Origin of the sequence: Streptomyces sp. NPDC047515, assembly GCF_040643055.1 — a bacterium.
In the GTDB taxonomy this organism is placed as follows: domain Bacteria; phylum Actinomycetota; class Actinomycetes; order Streptomycetales; family Streptomycetaceae; genus Streptomyces.
The window spans coordinates 49,937-69,083 of record NZ_JBEYTM010000023.1 but is presented as its reverse complement, the minus strand read 5'-3'; the positions used below and the strand labels follow the sequence as shown (position 1 = coordinate 69,083).

17 protein-coding genes are annotated in these 19,147 nt (G+C 71.8%); 5 read left to right on the top strand and 12 right to left on the bottom strand.

Annotated features, from left to right (window positions below):
- Positions 1-69: 69 nt before the first annotated feature.
- From ABZ826_RS20340 to ABZ826_RS20330, 3 genes are all read right to left on the bottom strand, one after another.
- Entirely contained in the window at positions 70-309 is a 240-nt protein-coding gene (locus ABZ826_RS20340; RefSeq protein WP_361449819.1) for a hypothetical protein, read from the bottom strand.
- Entirely contained in the window at positions 309-1,577 is a 1,269-nt protein-coding gene (locus ABZ826_RS20335) for an ATP-binding protein (protein WP_361449816.1), read from the bottom strand. Before ABZ826_RS20335 ends, ABZ826_RS20340 begins: the two co-directional genes overlap by 1 nt.
- A 107-nt stretch (positions 1,578-1,684) precedes the next feature.
- The gene (locus tag ABZ826_RS20330) at positions 1,685-2,968 is read right to left on the bottom strand and encodes an adenylosuccinate synthase (RefSeq protein WP_361449813.1); all 1,284 of its coding nucleotides are present in this window, start codon (positions 2,966-2,968) and stop codon (positions 1,685-1,687) included.
- Positions 2,969-3,154: 186 nt separating this feature from the next.
- Between ABZ826_RS20330 and ABZ826_RS20325 the strand changes: the two genes are divergently transcribed.
- On the top strand, positions 3,155-4,012 hold the full coding sequence (locus ABZ826_RS20325; protein WP_361449810.1) for a diacylglycerol kinase: 858 nt from the start codon (positions 3,155-3,157) through the stop codon (positions 4,010-4,012).
- 36 nt (positions 4,013-4,048) lie between these two features.
- The gene (locus tag ABZ826_RS20320) at positions 4,049-5,980 is read left to right on the top strand and encodes a hypothetical protein (RefSeq protein ID WP_361449807.1); all 1,932 of its coding nucleotides are present in this window, start codon (positions 4,049-4,051) and stop codon (positions 5,978-5,980) included.
- Positions 5,981-6,001: 21 nt separating this feature from the next.
- Here the strand turns inward: ABZ826_RS20320 and ABZ826_RS20315 are convergent, their stop codons facing one another.
- Positions 6,002-6,544: a MarR family transcriptional regulator gene (locus ABZ826_RS20315; protein WP_361449804.1), complete on the bottom strand. Its 543-nt coding sequence runs from the start codon at positions 6,542-6,544 to the stop codon at positions 6,002-6,004.
- A 101-nt stretch (positions 6,545-6,645) separates the two neighbouring features.
- On the opposite strand from ABZ826_RS20315, the gene ABZ826_RS20310 reads away from it, so the two are divergent.
- The 3 genes from ABZ826_RS20310 to ABZ826_RS20300 all read left to right on the top strand — a co-directional run bounded on the left by ABZ826_RS20310 (position 6,646) and on the right by ABZ826_RS20300 (position 9,907).
- Positions 6,646-7,587, top strand: a complete 942-nt coding sequence (locus ABZ826_RS20310; protein ID WP_361449801.1) for an ABC transporter ATP-binding protein — start codon at positions 6,646-6,648, stop codon at positions 7,585-7,587.
- Entirely contained in the window at positions 7,584-9,230 is a 1,647-nt protein-coding gene (locus ABZ826_RS20305; RefSeq protein ID WP_361449798.1) for an ABC transporter permease, read from the top strand. The genes ABZ826_RS20310 and ABZ826_RS20305 overlap by 4 nt, the downstream gene beginning before the upstream one ends.
- 347 nt (positions 9,231-9,577) lie before the next feature.
- Positions 9,578-9,907, top strand: a complete 330-nt coding sequence (locus ABZ826_RS20300; RefSeq protein ID WP_361449795.1) for a hypothetical protein — start codon at positions 9,578-9,580, stop codon at positions 9,905-9,907.
- Positions 9,908-9,947: 40 nt separating this feature from the next.
- Here ABZ826_RS20300 and ABZ826_RS20295 read toward each other — a convergent pair whose 3' ends face one another.
- The 8 genes from ABZ826_RS20295 to ABZ826_RS20260 all read right to left on the bottom strand — a co-directional run bounded on the left by ABZ826_RS20295 (position 9,948) and on the right by ABZ826_RS20260 (position 19,072).
- Positions 9,948-11,186 (bottom strand): cytochrome P450, encoded by a 1,239-nt coding sequence (locus ABZ826_RS20295; RefSeq protein ID WP_361449792.1) that lies wholly within the window; start codon positions 11,184-11,186, stop codon positions 9,948-9,950.
- A gap of 156 nt (positions 11,187-11,342) precedes the next feature.
- Positions 11,343-12,038, bottom strand: coding sequence for a response regulator transcription factor (locus tag ABZ826_RS20290; RefSeq protein WP_361449789.1), 696 nt, complete (start codon positions 12,036-12,038; stop codon positions 11,343-11,345).
- A gap of 5 nt (positions 12,039-12,043) precedes the next feature.
- Entirely contained in the window at positions 12,044-13,492 is a 1,449-nt protein-coding gene (locus tag ABZ826_RS20285; RefSeq protein ID WP_361449786.1) for a histidine kinase, read from the bottom strand.
- A 105-nt stretch (positions 13,493-13,597) separates the two neighbouring features.
- A complete protein-coding gene (locus tag ABZ826_RS20280; protein ID WP_361449783.1) occupies positions 13,598-14,473 on the bottom strand; it encodes an alpha/beta fold hydrolase in 876 nt (291 codons plus the stop codon).
- Positions 14,474-14,695: 222 nt separating this feature from the next.
- Positions 14,696-15,892: a kynureninase gene (gene kynU, locus ABZ826_RS20275; protein WP_361449780.1), complete on the bottom strand. Its 1,197-nt coding sequence runs from the start codon at positions 15,890-15,892 to the stop codon at positions 14,696-14,698.
- Positions 15,885-16,733, bottom strand: coding sequence for a tryptophan 2,3-dioxygenase family protein (locus ABZ826_RS20270; protein ID WP_361449777.1), 849 nt, complete (start codon positions 16,731-16,733; stop codon positions 15,885-15,887). Before ABZ826_RS20270 ends, kynU begins: the two co-directional genes overlap by 8 nt.
- A gap of 267 nt (positions 16,734-17,000) precedes the next feature.
- Positions 17,001-17,414 carry a DUF3151 domain-containing protein gene (locus tag ABZ826_RS20265; protein WP_361449774.1) on the bottom strand — a complete coding sequence of 138 codons (414 nt, stop codon included), beginning with the start codon at positions 17,412-17,414 and terminating at the stop codon, positions 17,001-17,003.
- A 95-nt stretch (positions 17,415-17,509) separates the two neighbouring features.
- The gene (locus tag ABZ826_RS20260) at positions 17,510-19,072 is read right to left on the bottom strand and encodes an MFS transporter (protein WP_361449771.1); all 1,563 of its coding nucleotides are present in this window, start codon (positions 19,070-19,072) and stop codon (positions 17,510-17,512) included.
- Between the last annotated feature and the right edge of the window lie 75 nt (positions 19,073-19,147).

Genomic DNA, 19,147 nt, shown 5'->3' with positions numbered 1-19,147 from the left:
GCCCGGAGCCCGGCGGCCTCGGCCCACCGGGCCGCCCCCGGCCGGCCGCGGCGCCGGGCGGTCCGGCCGTCAGCAGGACAGCCGGGAGCCCGGCGGCGTACCGAGGACGGCGGTGATCCGCTCGTACGTGGCGACCCGCGCCGCGAGGCCCGGCGTGGCCGGGGTGCCCTTCTTCACGATGATGTCGATGTACTCGGGCTCGGTGACCTCGCCCTCGGTGAAGATGTACACCTGGCGGGCGCGGTTCTTGCGACCCTTCGCGCCACCCTTCTTCCGGGAAACGCTGTCCCCTTCCCTTGGCCTCGCCATCAGACCTCTTCCGCCTCCATCCGCGCCAAGTCGTCCGTCCGCATCAGCCGCCGCCCGATCTGGCCCTCGGAGACCTTCGGCACCGCGCCGAAGGACCCCGCGAGATACGACGCCATCAGGTCTTCCTCGTCCGTGGGCTCCCAGTCGGCGACGGACGACAGTTCCGTCGCACCCCGCTCGTCCTTCTCGGTGAGCCACAGCTGTCCCGGCTCCAGGAGCCGGCCACCGCCCGGCGTCCGCAGCAGAGAGGGATCATGCCCGGTGAAGATCAGCTGCGCACCCTTCGGGTTCACCCAGGGTGCCTGGAAGAGACGTACGACCTCTGCCGCGAAGCGCGAGTGCAGGCTGGCGTCCAGCTCGTCGATGAGCAGCACCGCGCCGGTGTCGAGGGCGAGCAGGAGCGGGCCGATCAACGCGAACCAGGAGCGGGTGCCCCAGGACTCCGAGGCCCAGTCCAGCGCCTTCCGTTCACCGCCGCCCGCGTGGATCAGCCGTACCACGGGGCGTCCGGACGACGACTGCTCGACCTCAACGCCCGCGATGCCGAGATCGGCCACCCTCAGCAGTTCCTCGGCCCTGCGCTGGAAATCCTCGCTCCGCAGCAGCTGCATGGCCGTGTAGTCCTCGCGCTGGGTGCGCTCGGTCTCGGGGGTGACGTCCCAGAGGTTGTTCTTGAACCAGTCGAAGATCGGCGTGAGTTGTTCGTGCCCGTCGTTGGCGGCGCGGGTCAGAAGGAGGGCGTCCGGCCGCGTCGTACGGGCGAGACGCGTGCGGTCGTGGAGCCGTTCGCCGGGGAAGTCGAAGTCCTTGTCACGACTGGCGTCCCGCTCGAACCACACCTGGCGCCGGCCCTTGGGGTAGGCATAGAGCCATTCCGCCTCTACCCGCCTCGCGCCCAGCTCGAATCCGTACGTCCAGCGGACACCGTCGTCGAGGACGAAGTCCGCCTCGTACAAGGAGGTCTCCGACGCGGCCTTGGGGTCAAAGGCGAACTCGTCACGTGGGATGCCGTCGTAGGACGTCCAGTCGGCGTAGGAACGCAGGACCGCGTGCTTCATGTTCTTCAGCGCGGCGATCACATTGGATTTGCCGGAGGCATTGGCTCCGAAGACTCCGACGACGGTGTGGACAGGGAGCCGATTGCCGTCGGAGAGGATCAGCTCGCGTGCTGCGGCCCGCTCCCTCTCGTTCCCCTCGGGCGCGACGAACGACAGTTCCTGCTCGTCGCGCAGGGACCGGACGTTCGCCACCCGGAATCTCAGCAACATCCTGTCTCCTTCATGGCGGACAGACTAGTCACACCATCCAGCCCCTGTGGGCGGGTGCGCAACGGCGGCCGACACCTCATGCCTGTCGGCCGCCGCTGCGGTGTTCCCTACAGGAAGGAGTTGATCTCGATCGTCTCGGTGCGGCCGGGGCCGACACCGATCGCGGAGATCGGGGCGCCGGACATGTCCTCCAGCGCCTTCACGTACGCCTGCGCGTTTTTCGGCAGATCGGCGAAGGTCTTGGCCTTCGTGATGTCCTCGGACCAGCCCGGGAGCATCTCGTAGACCGGCTTCGCGTGGTGGAAGTCGGTCTGGCTGTAGGGGAGTTCCTCGACGCGCTTGCCGTCGATCTCGTACGCGACGCACACCGGGATCTGCTCCCAGCCGGTCAGCACGTCCAGCTTGGTGAGGAAGAAGTCGGTGAGACCGTTGACCCGGGTCGCGTACCGCGCGATCACCGCGTCGAACCAGCCGCAGCGGCGGTCACGGCCGGTGGTGACACCGCGCTCGCCGCCGATCCGGCGCAGCGCCTCGCCGTCCTCGTCGAGCAGCTCCGTCGGGAACGGGCCCGCGCCGACGCGGGTGGTGTATGCCTTGAGGATGCCGATGACCCGGCTGATCTTCGTCGGGCCCACGCCGGAACCGGTGCAGGCGCCGCCCGCGGTCGGGTTCGACGAGGTGACGAAGGGGTACGTGCCGTGGTCGACGTCGAGCAGCGTGCCCTGACCGCCCTCGAAGAGGACGACCTTGCCCTCGTCGATGGCGTTGTTCAGGACAAGGGTCGTGTCGGCGACGTAGGGCTTGATCTGCTCCGCGTACTGGAGCATCTCCTCGACGATCCTGCCGGACTCGATGGCGCGGCGGTTGAAGACCTTGGCGAGGAGCTGGTTCTTCTGCTCCAGGGCCGCCTCGACCTTCTGCTCCAGGATCGACTCGTCGTAGAGGTCCTGGACCCGGATGCCCACTCGGTTGATCTTGTCGGCGTACGTCGGGCCGATGCCGCGGCCGGTCGTGCCGATCTTGCGCTTCCCGAGGAACCGTTCCGTCACCTTGTCGACGGTGACGTTGTACGGGGTGATCAAATGGGCATTACCGCTGATCAGCAGCTTGGACGTGTCCACGCCGCGCTCGTTCAGCCCACTCAGCTCGGAGAGCAGGACGGCCGGGTCGACGACGACACCGTTTCCGATGACCGGGGTGCACCCCGGCGAAAGGATTCCGGAGGGGAGGAGATGAAGTGCGTACTTCTGGTCGCCGACGACCACCGTGTGGCCGGCATTGTTGCCGCCTTGGTAGCGCACCACATAGTCCACGGATCCACCGAGGAGGTCGGTGGCCTTTCCCTTGCCCTCGTCACCCCACTGAGCACCGAGCAGCACAAGTGCGGGCACAGGCGTACACCCCTTCCGGGCGGGGCATGTCCAAGGTCAGGGGGCGTACGTAAACGCCGTACATGCCGTACGTCGTTGTACGGCAAAACCTGAACCGTCGAACCGGTTGCCCCGGAATAGACGAAGCCCCTGGCGCAATAGCGCAAGGGGCTCTTGCACCAAGATGCTACCCGAGGAAGGACCGAGGTGTCGGCTGCCCAGCCCCCCGGCGACGGTACGCACCAGCTACTGGTGGTCATCGACCCGGTGGCCCGCCGGACCGACGGCGAGTCCGTCCGTATCGCGAAGGACGTGCTGAGCGCCGGTTCGCACGCCAAGATCTGCCTGCCCGACGGCCCCGAGGAGTTCGCGCGGGCCTTGTCCCGCCGGGGCGGTCGGCGCCCGGTGGTGGTCGGCGACGACCGGGCGCTTCGGCGGGCGGTGTCCCTGCTGCACCGAGAGCGCGAGCCTGCCGGGACCGCCCTCTCGCTGATCCCGGTCGGTGCCTCGGCCGCACTGGAACTCGCCCGGTCGCTCGGCGTGCCGCTGGGCGCGGTGGCGGCGGCGCGCACCGCGCTGGACGGTGCGGTGCGCAGACTGGACCTGCTGGTCGACGACAGCGACGGCGTGGTCCTGGGGGCGCTGCACATCCCGGCCCTGAGCACGCTGCCGGACGCGGTGGCCGCCCCTACCGGGGTCACGGCGGTCTGGGACACCTGCCGCTCCCTGGTCCGCACGCTGGTGCGCCCCACCCCGCAGACGCCGCCCGCCCCGCACCGGACGCACCGGCTGCGGGTGGAGGCGGACGGCGTCCTGCTGAACGATCTGGACCGCCCGGTCGAGTCGGTCACGGTGACCTCGCAGGGTAGTGACGGGGGCCTCGCGGAGGTGGTGATCCGCCCTCCGGCGGCCGAACCGGTCACGGCGGAGGCGAAGGCCGTCACGGTCTCGGGTGCGGACTTCCGCTACCGGGCGGACATACAGGTCGCCGGCCCGGTCCGGACGCGGACCTGGACGGTACGGGCGGGCGCCTGGGGGCTGATGCTGCCGACGGGCGAGGGGTAGCCTCCGAGCGGGCCGGGCGAAGGGGTGGGGCTGGAGATGTCGGACAGTTCAGGCGATGCGGACAGACCTGGGGTGGACGCGGGGGCGGGTCGGACGGTCCCGGCCGCGCTGGACCTGCCGGGGACGGCGGACGCGCTGGAGCGGTACCGGGCCTCGGCCTGGCGCTTGTTCGGTGGCGGCGCGGCGGGGTTGTGCTCCGCGGTGTTCTCCGCGGTGTTCGTCATCGGGTGGTCCATGTTTCCGACGCTCGGCGGGCTGGGCGGGGCGCTGCTGGTGGGCGGGGCCGTGGTGAGGCACCGGGCACGGCGGATGCGCCGGGTGCTCGGCGCCGGACCGTGGGTGGCCCACACCTCGGTCGCCCTGCAGCGTGGCAGCAGGGGTGCTGTCGTGGTGCTGGGCGGGCCGGAGCCGGGTGAGTTGCTTCCGCTGGCACCGTCCACCGTCCAGTGGCGCTTCCACCTGCTGAACGGACCTGGCGGGGTGCTGTGGTGGTGCGGCGATGCCCGTACGGGGGGTGTGCTGGCACCGCCCGGCGGTACGGAACTGATCTGGGCCAAGCCGGTACGAGGCCATCGGGCGCGCTCGATCGCGGCCCGTCCGCAGGTCAGCGACCTCCGCACACGCCCGGCCCCGCGTCGGCCGCAGACCGCGCCGGAGGTGGCGGCCGGGGGCGAAGCGCCGGAGGTGGCGGCCTCGGCGATGGGGACGCGGAGGCGGCGCCCCTGGTGGCGGGGAATCTTCCGCTGGGTGTTCGTCGCCGGCTGTCTCCTGGTGGCGCTCGCCACCGGCTGGTCGGTGGCGTCCGACGACGACCCGCGGGTCGACCTGACGGTCATCGGTGAGCGCGCTGACGGCCGCTGCGTCGTCCGGTGGACCGACCCCTACGGAGGGCGGACACGTACGGGGCCGTTCCACTGCGCCCCGTACCGGGGCTCCGTCGAGGGCTACGAGAGCGGCTTCGTCGTCTCGTACCCGCCGTTCAAGGGCGATCTGTACGACGCGGAGCTGCGCGGCACCCATGCCTTCGCCGTGACGGACACCGTCGGGTTCAGTGGGCTGGCGCTGGTGGCGTTCGGGGGCGTCGGCGGTGTGGTCCGGCTGGTCGTACGGGGGCGGGGGTCGCAGGGCGGGAGGCTGCCGCCGCACCCGCTGCCCGACCGGCCGTGGGCGCGTACGGAAGCGGACGCCGGACCGGACGACCGGCCCGGCACGGAGTCCGCACAGCCCGCGCAGCCCGCGCCCGCCGGCTACACCGCGTTCGCCGCCGTGGCGGAACGGCAGGCCGGGCTGCGGGGCCCCGACCCGGTGGAGCCGCGGGCGGTGGGCGATGTGCGGTTGGGGCAGAAGGTGATCTGGTGGCGGGTGCCCATGCTGCGGCACGTCGCCGGAACCGCGGAAACCCTGTGGCTACTGGGGTACGCGGGCGCCATCGCCGCACTGTGCTGGGTCCTGGGCGCCAACATCGTCCCGGACCTGCCCCGGGGGCTCACCGTGCTGAGCGGGGCCCTGGGCCTCTTCTTCGCCTGGCGGACGATCAGCTCCGGCATCCCGCTCGCGCGCCGGATGGCCCGTGCCGTGGTCGCTCCCGAAACCCGGACCCTGCGGTACGCCCTGCTGCACGACGTGTCCAGCGCGACCGCCGGGCCCGTGCTCGTGTTCTTCCCCATCGAGGGAGCGGCCGGAGGGACGGGCGACGGGGCGGGCGAAGAGGCGGCCGAGAAGGTCGACGACCCTCCGCCGGAGGGTCTGCTGCGGCTCCTGCCGCCCGGGCCGGACAAGTACCCGTGGGCCGGGCTGCCCGCGCCGACCGGCATCGCGGAGCTGCGCGGATGGCGCGACGGGCAGCCGTTGGTCGTCGCCTGGATCGAGGGGCGCCCGTACTGGCCGCAGGACCTGTACGAGGACATCGACGCCTCCGACCCCGCTGTCCTCGACGCCCTGGCGGACCTGGTCCCCGGCCCGGTGTGACGGGCTGGGTCCCCCGCCTCGTCACGCGCCCGCGCGCTGCTCCCCTCGCTCGTCGGCCACCGGGAGGTCGAGCGTTTTGCGGTGCTCATGCCAGCGGTCCATCATGCCGACCAGCTCCGACTGCAGAAACTCGAAGAACGCCACGGTCTCGGCGAGCCGGGCGCCGGCCGGGGTGTGCTCGCCCAAGGTGCGGGCGCCGTCCTTGAGGGTGTTCTCCCAGCGGGTGAGCACCCGGTCGCGCTGGGCGAAGGTGGTGTACCAGACCTCGTTGTGCAGCCGGTAGCGATCCCGGCGCGAGCCCGGATCGCGCTCGCGGCCGACCATGCTGACCTGCGTGAGGTAATTGATCGCGCCGGACACGGCCGCCGGGCTGATCTGCAATGCCATGGCGAGCTCCGCGGAGGTCATCGACCCGTCGTCGTCCGCGAGGAGCGCGGCGAAGACGCGGGAGGCCATCCGCTGCATCCCCGCCTCCGTCATGTCGGACGCGAACCGCTCCACGAACCGCGACACGGCCTGCTCGTCGCGCTCGCCATGCGTGTTCTGTTCCGTTTCGCTGGTCATGACCCGATCATCTCCCCTGGTTCCCCGACCCCCGCCCATACCTCAACTTTATACGCTTCCTTAACTTCACAAATTTGTGAACGTAGCGTACCTTCGAAAACATGACGAAGGCAATCACGGTGGCCGGGCTGCACAAATCGTTCGGTCGGACGCATGCGCTGGACGGTCTCGATCTCACGGTCGAGACCGGTGAGGTCCACGGCTTCCTCGGGCCCAACGGCTCCGGGAAGTCCACCACCATCCGGGTGCTGCTGGGGCTGCTGCGGGCCGACTCCGGCGCCGCCCAGCTGCTCGGCTGCGACCCGTGGCACGACGCGGTCGGGCTCCACCGCCGGGTGGCGTACGTCCCGGGTGACGTGACGCTGTGGCGCAACCTCTCCGGCGGCGAGGTGATCGATCTGTACGGGCGGCTGCGCGGCGGCCTCGACCCGGCCCGGCGCGCCGATCTCGTCGAACGGTTCGAGCTCGACCCGACCAAGAAGGGGCGTACGTACTCCAAGGGCAACCGGCAGAAGGTCGCCCTCGTCGCCGCGTTCGCCTCGGATGTGGATCTGCTGATCCTCGACGAGCCGACGAGCGGGCTCGATCCGCTGATGGAGGAGGTCTTCCAGGACTGCGTCGCCGAGGAGCGTGCGCGCGGGCGGACGATCCTGCTGTCCAGCCACATCCTCAGCGAGGTCGAATCGCTCTGCGACCGGGTCAGCATCATCCGCCAGGGGCGGACGGTGGAGACGGGATCGCTGGCGGACATGCGTCATCTGACCCGCACGAACATCACCGCCGAGCTGGCCGGTGCTCCCGACGGGCTCGCGCGACTGCCCGGCGTCCACGACCTCGACGTCCAGGGCCTGCGGGTCACGCTCCGGGTCGACACGGACAAGCTGGACGCGGTCCTCAAGTCGCTCTCCGTATCGGGGGTGCGGACGCTGACCAGCACCCCGCCCACGCTGGAGGAGCTCTTCCTCCGTCACTACGCGCCGGACTCGACGGGTACGGCGGGCACGGCGGGCAGCGGAGAGGGAGCGGGGGTGGCCGCGCGATGACTGCCGTGACCACGACCGCACCGGCCGGTGCGGGACGCCGGGCCGGGGCCGGGACCGGATCCGGGGCCGGGCAGCTCACCGGCACCTGGACCCTGCTGAGGCTCGCGCTGCGGCGCGACCGGATCATGATGCCGATCTGGGTGCTCGTGCTCGGCGCCTCCTTCTCCTCCGTCGGCAAGTCCTTCGCCTCGCTGTACGACACCGCCGCCCAGCGCGCCGAACTCGCCGCGTCGATGAACGGCAACAGCTCGATCCGGGCGCTGTACGGGCCGGTCTTCGACGACTCCATCGGCGGGCTCGTCAGCTGGCGGATGGCCGGCTTCGGCGGGGCGCTGGCGGCCGTGATGAGTCTGGTCGTCGTCATCCGGCACACCAGGGAGGAGGAAGAGACCGGCCGTCAGGAGATGCTCTCCTCCGCCATGGTGGGGCGCCGCGCCCCGCTGACCTCTGCACTCCTCGCCGCGCTGATCGCCAACACGGCGCTGGCGCTGATGATCGCCGCCGGTACGGCCGGGTCCGGCGCGGGCGGCGCCGGAGCGGTGGCGCTCGCCCTGGCGGTCGCCGGGATCGGCGTGCTGTTCGCCTGCACCGCCGCGATCGCCGCTCAGTTCACCGAGAGCGCACGGCTCGCGAAGGGGCTCACGGCGGCGGTGATCGGTGCCGCGTTCGTGCTGAAGGCGGCGGGCGACTCGGCGACGGACGACGGCTCGTCCGTACTGACCTGGCTCTCCCCCATCGGCTGGGCGGAGAACGTGCGCGCGTACGGGGACGAGCGCTGGTGGGTGCTGCTCCTCATCGCGGGCGCCGTCGCGGTCCAGGCGGCCCTGGCGTACGCCCTGGCGGGGCGGCGTGATGTCGGCATGAGTTTCCTGGCGGCCCGGCCCGGACCCGCGCAGGGGCGGATCTCCACGGCGTTCGGTCTCGCGTTGCGGCTCCAGCGCGGTGCGCTGGCCGGGTGGACGCTGTCGTTCGCCGCGGTCGGTGTCGTCTTCGGCGGACTGACCGGCGGGGCGGCGGACCTCGTCGGCGACAACGCGAAGACGCGGGAGATCGTCGAGCGGATGGGCGGGCAGGCCGGGCTGACCGACGCGTTCCTCGCGGCGATGGTCTCCATGCTCGGGATGGTCGCGGCGCTGTACATCGTCGCGTCGGTGCTGCGGCTGTACGGCGAGGAGACGGCCGGACGTGCCGAACCGGTGCTGGCGGGCGGGGTGAGCCGGATCGGATGGGCGGCCGGTCATCTGGTCATCGCGTTCGGTGGCGCGGCCCTGATCATGACGGTCGGTGGCCTCGGACTGGCCGCCGGTTACGGACACGAACTCCCGGCCGTGCTGGGTGCGTCGCTGGTGCAGCTGCCGGCGGTCTGGCTGCTCGGCGGGGTGGCGGTCCTGCTGTACGGGGCGCTCCCGAAGGCGACGATGGCGTCATGGGGCGTGGCCGGGATCTGCCTGGCGCTGGGGTGGATCGGGCCCGCGATCGATCTGCCGCAGCCGGTGATGGACGTGTCACCGTTCACGCATCTGCCGAAGCTGCCGGGGAACGCAGGGATGGAGTGGGGCCCGGTGCTGGCGCTCACCGCGGCTGCGGTGGTGCTGGTGGGGGCGGGGACGGGGGCCTTGCGGCGACGCGATGTCCTGACCTGACGGTGGGGCGTGGGCGGTCGTCCGGGCAGCCACGTGAGCAGCGGGGCGCAGCCGCCTCGGGCGGCTCCGGGGCCACCACGGTGAACACCTCGGAGCAGCCCCGGGGTGCCTCGGAACCCTCGGCCATCGGGACCCCCGGTCCTCGGCACCTGGAGCCGCCTCGGCGGGCCTCTCCGGGTCTCGGGGCCGAGGGCCCCCGGTCCTCGGGACTTCGGGGCTTCGGGACTTCGGGGCTTCGGGACTTCGGGACTTCGGGGCTTCGGGGCCTCGGGACTTCGGCGTCTCTGAGCCCGAAGCCCAGCTCCAAGGGTGCAACCTTCCCGCGACGCCCACGCGTCCTCCAGATCATGGACAGCCGACGCGAAGCCATCCGCGGGGTCGCCGGATGCGCGGTCGCCGCCGCCGGCGGAGCCGCCGGGACGCTCGCCTGGGCCCCGTACGGCCGGCGCGGCATCTTCGGCGGCTTCGAGGGCGAGACGGAGTGGAACGTGCTCTGGCTCGGGCTGCCGGTCATGACCCTCGGCGGCATCGCGGCCGGGCTCACCCTCTCCGCCCTCGTCCAGCGCAAGTGGCGGCCGGCCCTCGGGGCGGCGGTGCTCCTCGCGGCCCTGGCCGGCTTCGGGGCGGCGTTCGACGTACTGGACGGGCCGCCGATGGACTGTGGGCCGAAGTGCTGAGCCCCGGCCCGTCCGCCCGTTCGTCCCGACACAGCCCCCGTCACAGCTCGACGCGGAGTTCCTTCAGGCCCCTGATCACATAGCCCGGGTTCCACTCGGGCTCGGCCGCCAGTCGCAGGTTCGGGGCGCGGCGCAGCAGCTCACCGAAGGAGGCGGCCAGTTCGACCCGGGCCAGCGGGGCGCCCAGGCAGAAGTGGATGCCCGCGCCGAAGGTGATGTGCGGGTTCTCCCGGCGGGAGAGGTCCAGGGTGTCCGGGGCCGGGAAGCGGGCCGGGTCGCGGTTGGCGGACCCGAAGAGCAGGGCCACCTCGGAACCACGCGGAATGACCGTGCCGTCGATCTCGATGTCGTCGAGCACCCAGCGCTCGAACATCTGCAACGGAGTGTCGTACCGCATCAGCTCCTCGACCGCGCTCGGCAGCAGCCCGTGGTCGGCGCGCAGGGCGGCCAGTTGCTCGGGGTGACGCAGCAGGGTCCACCAGCCGTTCACCGTGGTGTTGACGGTCGCCTCGTGGCCCGCGTTGAGCAGCAGTACGCAGGTGGAGATCATCTCCTGCTCGCTCAGCCGTTCCCCCTCGTCATGGGCGGCGATGAGCGCGGAGATCAGATCCGTACCGGGGTTCTTCCGCCGCTCCTCGATCAGCTCGCGCAGATACGCGGAGAATTCGAGCGAGGCGCGCACGGCAGCGCGGGCGGTGTCGTCGGACGGGTTCAGTTCAAACATTCCGCAGATCGCCGCCGACCAGGGCCGCAGCGGAGCACGGTCGGACTCGGGGATGCCGAGCATCTCGGCGATGACGGCCACGGGCAGCGGTTCGGCGACCGCCTTGAGCAGATCGCCGCCGCCCGCCGCCACGAAGGAGTCCACCAGTTCTGCGGCCAGCCGCTGCACGGTCGGGACGAGTTGCTCGACCGTGCGCGGGGTGAACGCCTTCGACACCAGGCGCCGGATCCGGGTGTGGTCGGGCGCCTCCAGGTCGAGGAGCCCCTGCCCGTTCAGGGTGTGGAAGGGCTCGTGCTCGGCGGGCGGCGGTGTACGACCGAACTCCTCGTGGGTGAAACGGTGCAGGTACGTACGGCCCAGGCGGCGGTCGCGCAGCAGCGCGGACACATCGGCGTGGTGCGGAACGAGCCACTGGTCGGTCGGCTCGAAGTAATGCACCCGGCCGGCGGCACGCAACGCGGCGTAGGCGGGGTACGGGTCGGCGACGAACGCCGGGGACCAGGGGTCGAACGATCCGAAGGGGGCATCGGCCGCGGAACGGGGAGACGGGTGCATACGCGGACGCTAACCGGCCCCGCCGCCCGCCGACCACCCACCCCGGCCTCCCCCATGCCTTTCCCCAGCACCCGCCAGGCCCCCCGAAACCCCTGAGGCCCCCGCGGCCCCGCAAGGCCGCTCAGGCCCCCACACCCTCAGGGCCCCTCAGGCTCCTCAGGAAGGAGTGACCAGCCGGGCCTCGTACGCGAAGACGGCTGCCTGGGTACGGTCGCGCAGCCCCAGCTTCACCAGGATGCGGCTCACATGCGTCTTGATGGTGGACTCGGCGACCACCAGGCGCGAGGCGATCTCCGAGTTGGACCGCCCCTGCGCGATGAGGACAAGCACCTCCGTCTCGCGCTCCGTGAGGTCGCCGATCCGGGCGAGGGCGGGCGGGCGCGGGGCCTCGGCGAGCTTCGAGAACTCGTTGATCAGCCGCTTCGTGACGGTCGGGGCGAGCAGAGCCTCGCCGGAGGCGACCACCCGTACCCCTTCGGCGAGCTGGCGGGCGGAGGCGTCCTTGAGGAGGAAGCCCGACGCCCCGGCGCGCAACGCCTGGTACACGTACTCGTCGAGATCGAAGGTGGTCAGCACGAGCACCTTGGCGTCCGCGTCGGCGGCGACGATCTCGCGGGTGGCCTCGATGCCGTTGAGCTCCGGCATCCGGATGTCCATCAGCACCACGTCGGGGCGCAGCGCCGCGACCTGCGCGATGGCCTGTCGGCCGTCGACGGCCTCGCCGACGACCTCGATCCCCGGCATGGCGTTGAGCAGCACGGAGAAGCCCTCGCGGACCATCATCTGGTCGTCGACGATCAACACCCGGATGGGCAAGGTGGTGGAGGTGGAGAGGGACGCGGAGGTGGTCATGCCCGTCATGCTCTCTCCGCCTCTTCCATCTTCTCCAGCCGGATCTCGCGCTTCTCCAGCCGAGCCCCGCGCCTCTCGTCCGCACCGTACGGCTCGCCCGTCCCGTACGGCTCGTCCGTCCCGCCGTCCGCTCCGTGCGGCTCGTGCGGCTCGTGCGGCTCGTCGGCGAGCTGGACCGGGATGAAGGCCGTGATCTCGTAGCCGCCCTCCGCCGTCGCCACGGCCGTCATGTCACCGTCCAGCATCGCGACCCTCTCCCGCATCCCGGTGATCCCGTGACCGGCGCCCGGTGAGGGTTTCACCTGACCGGTCGGCGGCCCGTTGACGACGCGCAGACCCAGTCCCCCCAGCACATAGCCGAGCTCCACCTTGGCCGTGGCACCCGGTGCGTGCCGCAGGGTGTTGCTGAGGGCTTCCTGAATGATCCGGTACGCCGACAGCTCGACTCCCTGCGGCAGTTCACGTACCGCGCCGGTGACCGTCTTCTCCGTCTCCAGACCCGCCTCGCGCACATTGGCGAGGAGCCCGTCGAGCTGGGCGAGGGTGGGTTGCGGGGCGTCCGGCACCTGCTGGTCCTCGGCCCGTACGACACCGAGGACCCGGCGCAGTTCGGTGAGGGCCGCGACCGCGTTTTCCCGGATCGTGGCGAAGGCCTGCTCCAGCTCGGGCGGCGGATTCTCCACCCGGTACGGGGCGGCCTCGGCCTGGATCGCGACGACCGACATGTGGTGGGCGACCACGTCGTGCAGCTCCCGGGCGATGGTGGTGCGCTCCTCAAGCTGTGTGCGCCGGTCGCGTTCGACGGCGGTCACGGTGCGCTGCACCGTCACCTCGCGCTCCGCGTCGCGACGGATCTGCACCACGGCCACCACCAGCAGTGCGAACGCGGAGACCAGAGCGAAGGCGGAGGTGGTGGCGGAGCGGTGCCAGCCGCCGAAATTGTCCATCACGGCGCCGAACAGCACGGTGAAGCCCCACATCCAGGCGGCGGTACGGGGCCGGGTCCGGGCCGCGACCACGACCAGCACCGTCAGATGCGAGGGAAAGGTGCTGGGCGTCCATGGCCAGTAACCACCGCTGGCGAACGCCGCGAACGGAGTGAGAGCCAGCGATATCCAGAACGCGCCGACCGGCCTGACCAGCGTCATCAGAACGGTGGCCGCCGGGAGCAGCACGAGCGGGACGACTTCGACCGCGAAACGCAGAGCGAAGGAGTCCGCCGAGGCCAGGCCCATGAAGGCCACGAACAGCGCGGCCGCGCCGACCAGCGCGTGGGGTGTCCATGCGATCCGCGCACGCATCCGCTCCGACAGCTGCCGGAGCAGCAGCCCGTCGGTCCGCATCCGGTTCAGCGGACGGTAGGCGAAGGCATCGTGGAAAAGGTCCTGCCGCAGGCCGCGCAGCGTCCCCGCGGCCAGTCGGAACTCAGGGCTTCTGCTCTTGGTCTCGGTCACGTTTCCAAGGTAGGGGCCGAGCCCCGCCCGGGTCGTCAGCAGTGATACGGATCCTGCGCCGTCCGTCGTAAGTACTACGGTGGCCGGACCGACGTCGGACGCCGCTCACCAGGCCAGCTGGGCCAGCTCCTCCGCCACCACCGCGCACGCGTCGGCCGACGGGTCGATCAACGGGTAGTGGCCGACGTCGGGCAGCAGGGTCAGCCCCACCGTCTCCCCCGCCTTCGCCGCCGCGTCGACGAACGCCTCCGAGACCGCCTGCGGCACATCGAGGTCGGTGGTGCCCTGCACCACCGTCGTCGCGATCCCGGTGGGCAGCAGCACGGCCGGGTCGGCGTGTGCGGAGCGTTCCTCGAAGTCTGCTGCTCCACCGAGGAATTGACCGACCGCCCCCGAGCACACATTCAGCTCGACGGCCGTGGCGAAGTCGGCGATCGGCGCAAGGGCGACGACGCCCCGCAGCGGCGGCGGTGCGGGCAACCGCCACGGCGAGCCCTCGGGCAGTACGTGCCGGGCGGCTGCCCACAGGGCGAGCTGCCCGCCGGCGGAGTGCCCGGTGACGACGACCCGCCGGGCGTCGGCGTCCGGAAGCTCCCGTGCCAGCAGGGCCGGCAGCGCGTCCATCGCCGCGGCCACATCGTCGAAGGTCTCCGGCCAACGACCCGCGACCGGACCGGAACCCCGTTGCTGCGGGATCTCGCTGCCGCACCGGTACTCGATGCTGGCGACGGCGAAACCGCGCCGGGCCAGAAAGTCCGCGAACGGCGACACATGCTGCCGGTCGTACGGCGCCCGCCACGCCCCGCCGTGCACGACGACCACGACCGGCGCACCGCTCCGGCCGTCGCGCGGGGCGAAGAAGTCGATCAGCTGGGCGGGATGGTCGCCGTAGGCGGCGGACGCATCGGGAGCGACCGGTGGATGAGAGAGGGCCGACTCGGTCTCGGCTGCGTCACGATCACGCGCGGCAGAATCCGACATGCTGCTCCAACCGTCCTGTCTCTGAGCCCAACTGGGCTGACCTGCGGGGACGGTACCAGTACGAAAGGCCGCCGGTACCGGCGGCGGACCACCGGAACCGGCCCCGCGCACCTGCCCCGCGGCCTCACCGCACCAACCCACCAGGAGGCTGTCCTCGGAGCAGGCCACCGGGTCCACGCCGCCGAACTCGGCGCCTGCCCCGCCGGCTCCCGGCCCGCCGCCTCAGGCCGTGCCCGTCAGCACCTCGCCCAGCACCCGGGCCGCCCGCTCCACGTCGGCGAACCCCACGTACAGCGGCGTGAACCCGAACCGCAGCAGGTCCGGCCGCCGCAGGTCACCGATGACGCCGCGCCCGATGAGCGCGCTCATCACCGGCTCCGCGTCCGCGCACCGCAGCGCGACCTGGCTGCCCCGCTCCGCGTGCGCGTCCGGGGTGAGGGAGGTGACCCGGCCCTCGGGCGCGTAGGCGTCGACGCATTCCAGGAAGAAGTCCGTCAGTGCCAGGGACTTGGCGCGTACCGCCTCGATCGACACCCCGTTCCACACGTCCAGCGACGCTTCGAGCGCCAGCATGGAGAGGATGTCCGGGGTACCGACCCGGCCGCGTACCGCACCGTCCGCCGGGAGGTACCCCGGTGTCATGCCGAACGGGTCGGCGTGCGACGTCCACCCCGGCAGGGGCGAGTCGAAGGCCGCCTGGTGGCGCTCGGCGACATAGAGGTAGGCGGGCGAACCGGGGCCGCCGTTCAAGTACTTGTACGTGCAGCCGACCGCCAGGTCCACGCCGTGTGCGTCGAGTCCGACGGGCAGGGCGCCCGCGCTGTGGCACAGGTCCCAGACGGCGAGCCCGCCCGCCGCGTGCACGGCGGCGGTGAGTCCGGGCAGGTCGTGGAGCCTGCCGGTGCGGAAGTCGACATGGTTGAGCAGGACGGCCGCGGTACGCGGTCCGAGGGCCTCCGGCACCTCGGCGGGCGCGACCGGGACGAGCCGGTGGCCGGTCATCCGGGCCGCTGACGCGGCGATGTACCCGTCCGTGGGGAAGGTCGTCGCGTCGACGAGGATCTCGTCGCGTCCTTCCGGCGCCAGCCGGCTCGCGGCGACGACGGCCTTGAAGACGTTCACGCTCGTCGAGTCGCCGACGACGATTTGACCGGCGGCGGCCCCGACGAGCGGGGCGATCCGGTCGCCGATCCGCTCGGGCGCGGTCCACCAGCCGCTCTCGTCCCAGGACCGGATGCGCAGCTCGCCCCATTCGCGGGCGAGGACCTCCTGCACCCGGGCGGGTACGTGGGCGGGCAGCGCGCCCAGCGAGTTGCCGTCGAGGTAGACGGTGTCGTCGAGGGTGAACAGCTTGCGCAGATCGGCGAGGGAGTCGGCGGCATCGAGGGCCGCGGCGCGCGCGGCGAAGGTCTCAGACATGGCTGCGCGCCGTCCAGAGCTCGGGGAACACGTTCTTCGAGGCCCGCTTCTCCAGCCACGCGACCCCGGCGGAGCCGCCGGTCCCGGTCTTCGAGCCCATCGCGCGCCGGGTGGCGACGAGATGGTCGTTGCGCCAGCGCCACACCAGTTCGCCGACGTCGGTCAGCGCCTCGCCGAGCCGGACCAGCTCGTCGTGCTGGTCGGGGTTGGCGTAGATCTCCGCCCAGACGGCCTCGACCTCGGGGGACGGCTCGTACTTCTGCGTCAGGTCCCGGCCGAGCACGGCCTGCGGTATGGCGTACCCGCGCCGGGCGAGCAGGGCGAGCGTCTCGTCGTACAGGCCCGGTTCGCCGAGCGCCTTCTCCAGCTCGTCGTGGACGCGGGGCGCGCCCCGGTGCGGCACGAGCATCGACGCCGACTTGTCGCCGAGCAGGAACTCCATCCGCCGGTACATCGCCGACTGGAAACCGGAGCCCTCACCGAGGGCCGCACGGTAGGAGTTGAACTGCGCGGGGGTGAGCTGGGCGAGCGGCGTCCAGGAAGCGTTGAGCGCCTCCAGCTCCCGCACGGAGCGCTTGAGCGCGTCGCGTGCGACGGTCAGCCGGTCCCCGCGCAGCGCGTGCGCGGCGGTCTCCCACTCGTGGACGATGACGGTGAACCACAGCTCCATGACCTGGGTGGTGACCAGAAAGACCATTTCGCCCGGATCGTCGGAGCGAGGGTGCTGGAGATGGGTCAGGACGTCCGCCTGGACGTAATCCTCGTACGGAGTCGTTCCCGCGAAGTCGAGGTGCGGGGTCTGCGCACCGGTGGCTTCGGGGTCGGGGTGGATCGTCGACATTGCTGTCTCCTCGACACGAGCTTCCGGGTAGCGGTCCGCCCCTTCCGTGAGGTGGTGGAGCTCCGGTCCCCTGTCCGCATCCTAGACGGAGGCCGCGGGGACGCGCAGACCCCGCGGGCGTACTGCCGTCCACGGGGTCCGGAACGTCACAAGGCGTACGTGTACGGCCAGGGCCTCTCGTCCGGATCACGCCGGGCCCGAGTGTCCCGGCACCGAGCTCCGGCTCGCTGATGCGGTCTGATCCGAACGGAGGACCCTGAGCTCCTCTTAGCCGAGGGTCTCGGCGGCGGTCGGCGAGGAGTCGCGCAGGAACGTCGAGCAGCGCTCGTACTCCTCCTGCTCGCCGATCGTCTGGGCGGCCCGCGCGAGGGCGTGCAGGGCGCGCAGGAAGCCGCGGTTCGGCTCGTGCTCGAACGGCACGGGGCCGTGGCCCTTCCAGCCGGCCCTGCGCAGCGCGTCGAGGCCGCGGTGGTAGCCGGTGCGGGCGTAGGCGTACGACTCGACGACGCGGCCGCCCTCGAACGCCTCGTCGGCGAGCTGCGCCCAGGCCAGGGAGGAGGTCGGGTACTTCGCGGCGACATCGGCGGGGGCCGTGCCGTTGGCGAGCAGCTCGCGCGGCTCCGGGTCGTCGGGCAGATGGGTCGGGGGAGGCCCCCCGAGCAGGTTCTCGTGGATCGACATGGGTTCAAGTGTGCCTGGCACATACGCGCCGGGGTACCCGGCCGCCACCCGGGGCGACAGTTCGCGCCGGGGGGCGTTCACACATGCCACGGGATTCAGTCCGCGCCAGGGGTACCGGGCCGCCGCTCGGGGGGCCTGTTCGCGCCCGGCTTGTCCACGTCCTCGTGCACGGGTTCCAGGGGTGGGGCGACGACGCCGCAGTGCACCGTGCACTCCGGCCGCGCCTTCCGCTTCTCGTCCGGCGCCGCGGCGGGCTTACGTACGGTCGTCCAGGCGATCACCGCGCCCAGCACGAGCAGCCCGGCACACATCGGCATGGCCCGCCGGAACGTCACGGCGAACTCATCGGCGTTCCGGTAGGCCTCCGGGCCCATTCCGGCGAGCAGCGGCAGCGCGGCCACCGCGATCAGCCCGGCGGCGCGGGCGGCCGCGTTGTTGATCCCGCTGGCGAGGCCGGCCCGTGCCGTGTCCACGGAGGCCAGGACGGTCGCGGTGAGCGGTGCCACCACGGTGACGAGTCCGACGCCGATCACACCGACGGCGGGGAGCACGTCGGTGTAGTAGCCGGAGACGGAGTTCGACCCCGGCCCGACCCGCAGCATCAGCAGCATTCCGGCCGCGGCGACCAGTGGGCCGACGGTGAGCGGGATACGGGGCCCGATGCGCTGCCCCAGTTCGCCCGAGGAAGCGGAGAAGAGCAGCATCAGCACGGTCGTGGGCAGCAGGGCCGTGCCTGCGCCGAGGGCCGAGTATCCGGCCACGACCTGGAGCTGGATCGCGGAGAGGAAGAAGTAGCCGCCGAGCGCCGCGTACACACAGAGAGTGATGATGTTGACGACGGTGAACTGCCGGGACGCGAACACCGAAGGCGGCAGCATCGGGTCCGCCCGCCGCCGCTCCACCTGCACGAACGCCGCGCCGAGGATGATCCCGCCGACGGCCGCCCCGATCACCACGCCGGACGCGCCCTGTCCCGGCGCCTCGATCAGCGCGTAGGTCACCAGCGCGAGGGCGAGCGCGCCGAGCACGGCGCCCAGCACGTCGAAGCGGCCGTGCGCTCCCGGGTCACGCGATTCCGGAACGCGACGCAGCGCCACCGGCAGGCAGACCGCGGCGAGCGGCACATTGAGCAGGAAGACCCATCGCCAGCCGGGCCCGTCGACGAGCCAGCCACCGACGAACGGCCCGATGGCGGCGCCGACCCCGCCGAGCCCCGACCACAGTCCGACCGCGCGGGCCCGGTCGTCCGGATGGAAGCTCGCCTGGATCAGTGCCAGCGAACCGGGGGTGAGGAGAGCCCCGCCGATGCCCTGGAGGGCGCGGGCGGCGATCAGCACGGCGGCGTTCGGCGCGATGCCGCACATCACGGACGCGGTGGCGAACCAGACGACTCCGACGGCGAAGACCCGCCGCCGCCCGTACCGGTCACCGAGGGCACCGCCGAGGAGGATCAACCCGGCGAGCGTCAGCATGTAGGCGTTGACGGTCCACTGGAGGGCGGCCAGGTCGGTGCCGAGGTCCTTGCCGATACGGGGCAGGGCGACGTTGATGACGGTGGAGTCGAGCAGGGCCATGCTGGAGCCGAGGACGGTGGTGAGGATGACCCAACGTCCGGTCGGGGAAGCGACGCGGATGGCTCCCGTCTCTGCGTCAGACATACGAGCAGCATCCCCGTTCCCCGCCGGGAGGGCCATCGGACGGGCCGTCGGGAGGCCGGAATGCTCCGCGGGCGC

Coding starts and splice junctions, on each gene's coding strand:
- ABZ826_RS20340 (WP_361449819.1), bottom strand. CDS start 309: ATGGCGAGGCCAAGGGAAGGGGACAGCGTTTCCCGGAAGAAGGGTGGC.
- ABZ826_RS20335 (WP_361449816.1), bottom strand. CDS start 1,577: ATGTTGCTGAGATTCCGGGTGGCGAACGTCCGGTCCCTGCGCGACGAG.
- ABZ826_RS20320 (WP_361449807.1), top strand. CDS start 4,049: ATGTCGGACAGTTCAGGCGATGCGGACAGACCTGGGGTGGACGCGGGG.
- ABZ826_RS20315 (WP_361449804.1), bottom strand. CDS start 6,544: ATGACCAGCGAAACGGAACAGAACACGCATGGCGAGCGCGACGAGCAG.
- ABZ826_RS20310 (WP_361449801.1), top strand. CDS start 6,646: ATGACGAAGGCAATCACGGTGGCCGGGCTGCACAAATCGTTCGGTCGG.
- ABZ826_RS20305 (WP_361449798.1), top strand. CDS start 7,584: ATGACTGCCGTGACCACGACCGCACCGGCCGGTGCGGGACGCCGGGCC.
- ABZ826_RS20300 (WP_361449795.1), top strand. CDS start 9,578: ATGGACAGCCGACGCGAAGCCATCCGCGGGGTCGCCGGATGCGCGGTC.
- ABZ826_RS20295 (WP_361449792.1), bottom strand. CDS start 11,186: ATGCACCCGTCTCCCCGTTCCGCGGCCGATGCCCCCTTCGGATCGTTC.
- ABZ826_RS20290 (WP_361449789.1), bottom strand. CDS start 12,038: ATGACCACCTCCGCGTCCCTCTCCACCTCCACCACCTTGCCCATCCGG.
- ABZ826_RS20280 (WP_361449783.1), bottom strand. CDS start 14,473: ATGTCGGATTCTGCCGCGCGTGATCGTGACGCAGCCGAGACCGAGTCG.
- kynU (WP_361449780.1), bottom strand. CDS start 15,892: ATGTCTGAGACCTTCGCCGCGCGCGCCGCGGCCCTCGATGCCGCCGAC.
- ABZ826_RS20270 (WP_361449777.1), bottom strand. CDS start 16,733: ATGTCGACGATCCACCCCGACCCCGAAGCCACCGGTGCGCAGACCCCG.
- ABZ826_RS20265 (WP_361449774.1), bottom strand. CDS start 17,414: ATGTCGATCCACGAGAACCTGCTCGGGGGGCCTCCCCCGACCCATCTG.
- ABZ826_RS20260 (WP_361449771.1), bottom strand. CDS start 19,072: ATGTCTGACGCAGAGACGGGAGCCATCCGCGTCGCTTCCCCGACCGGA.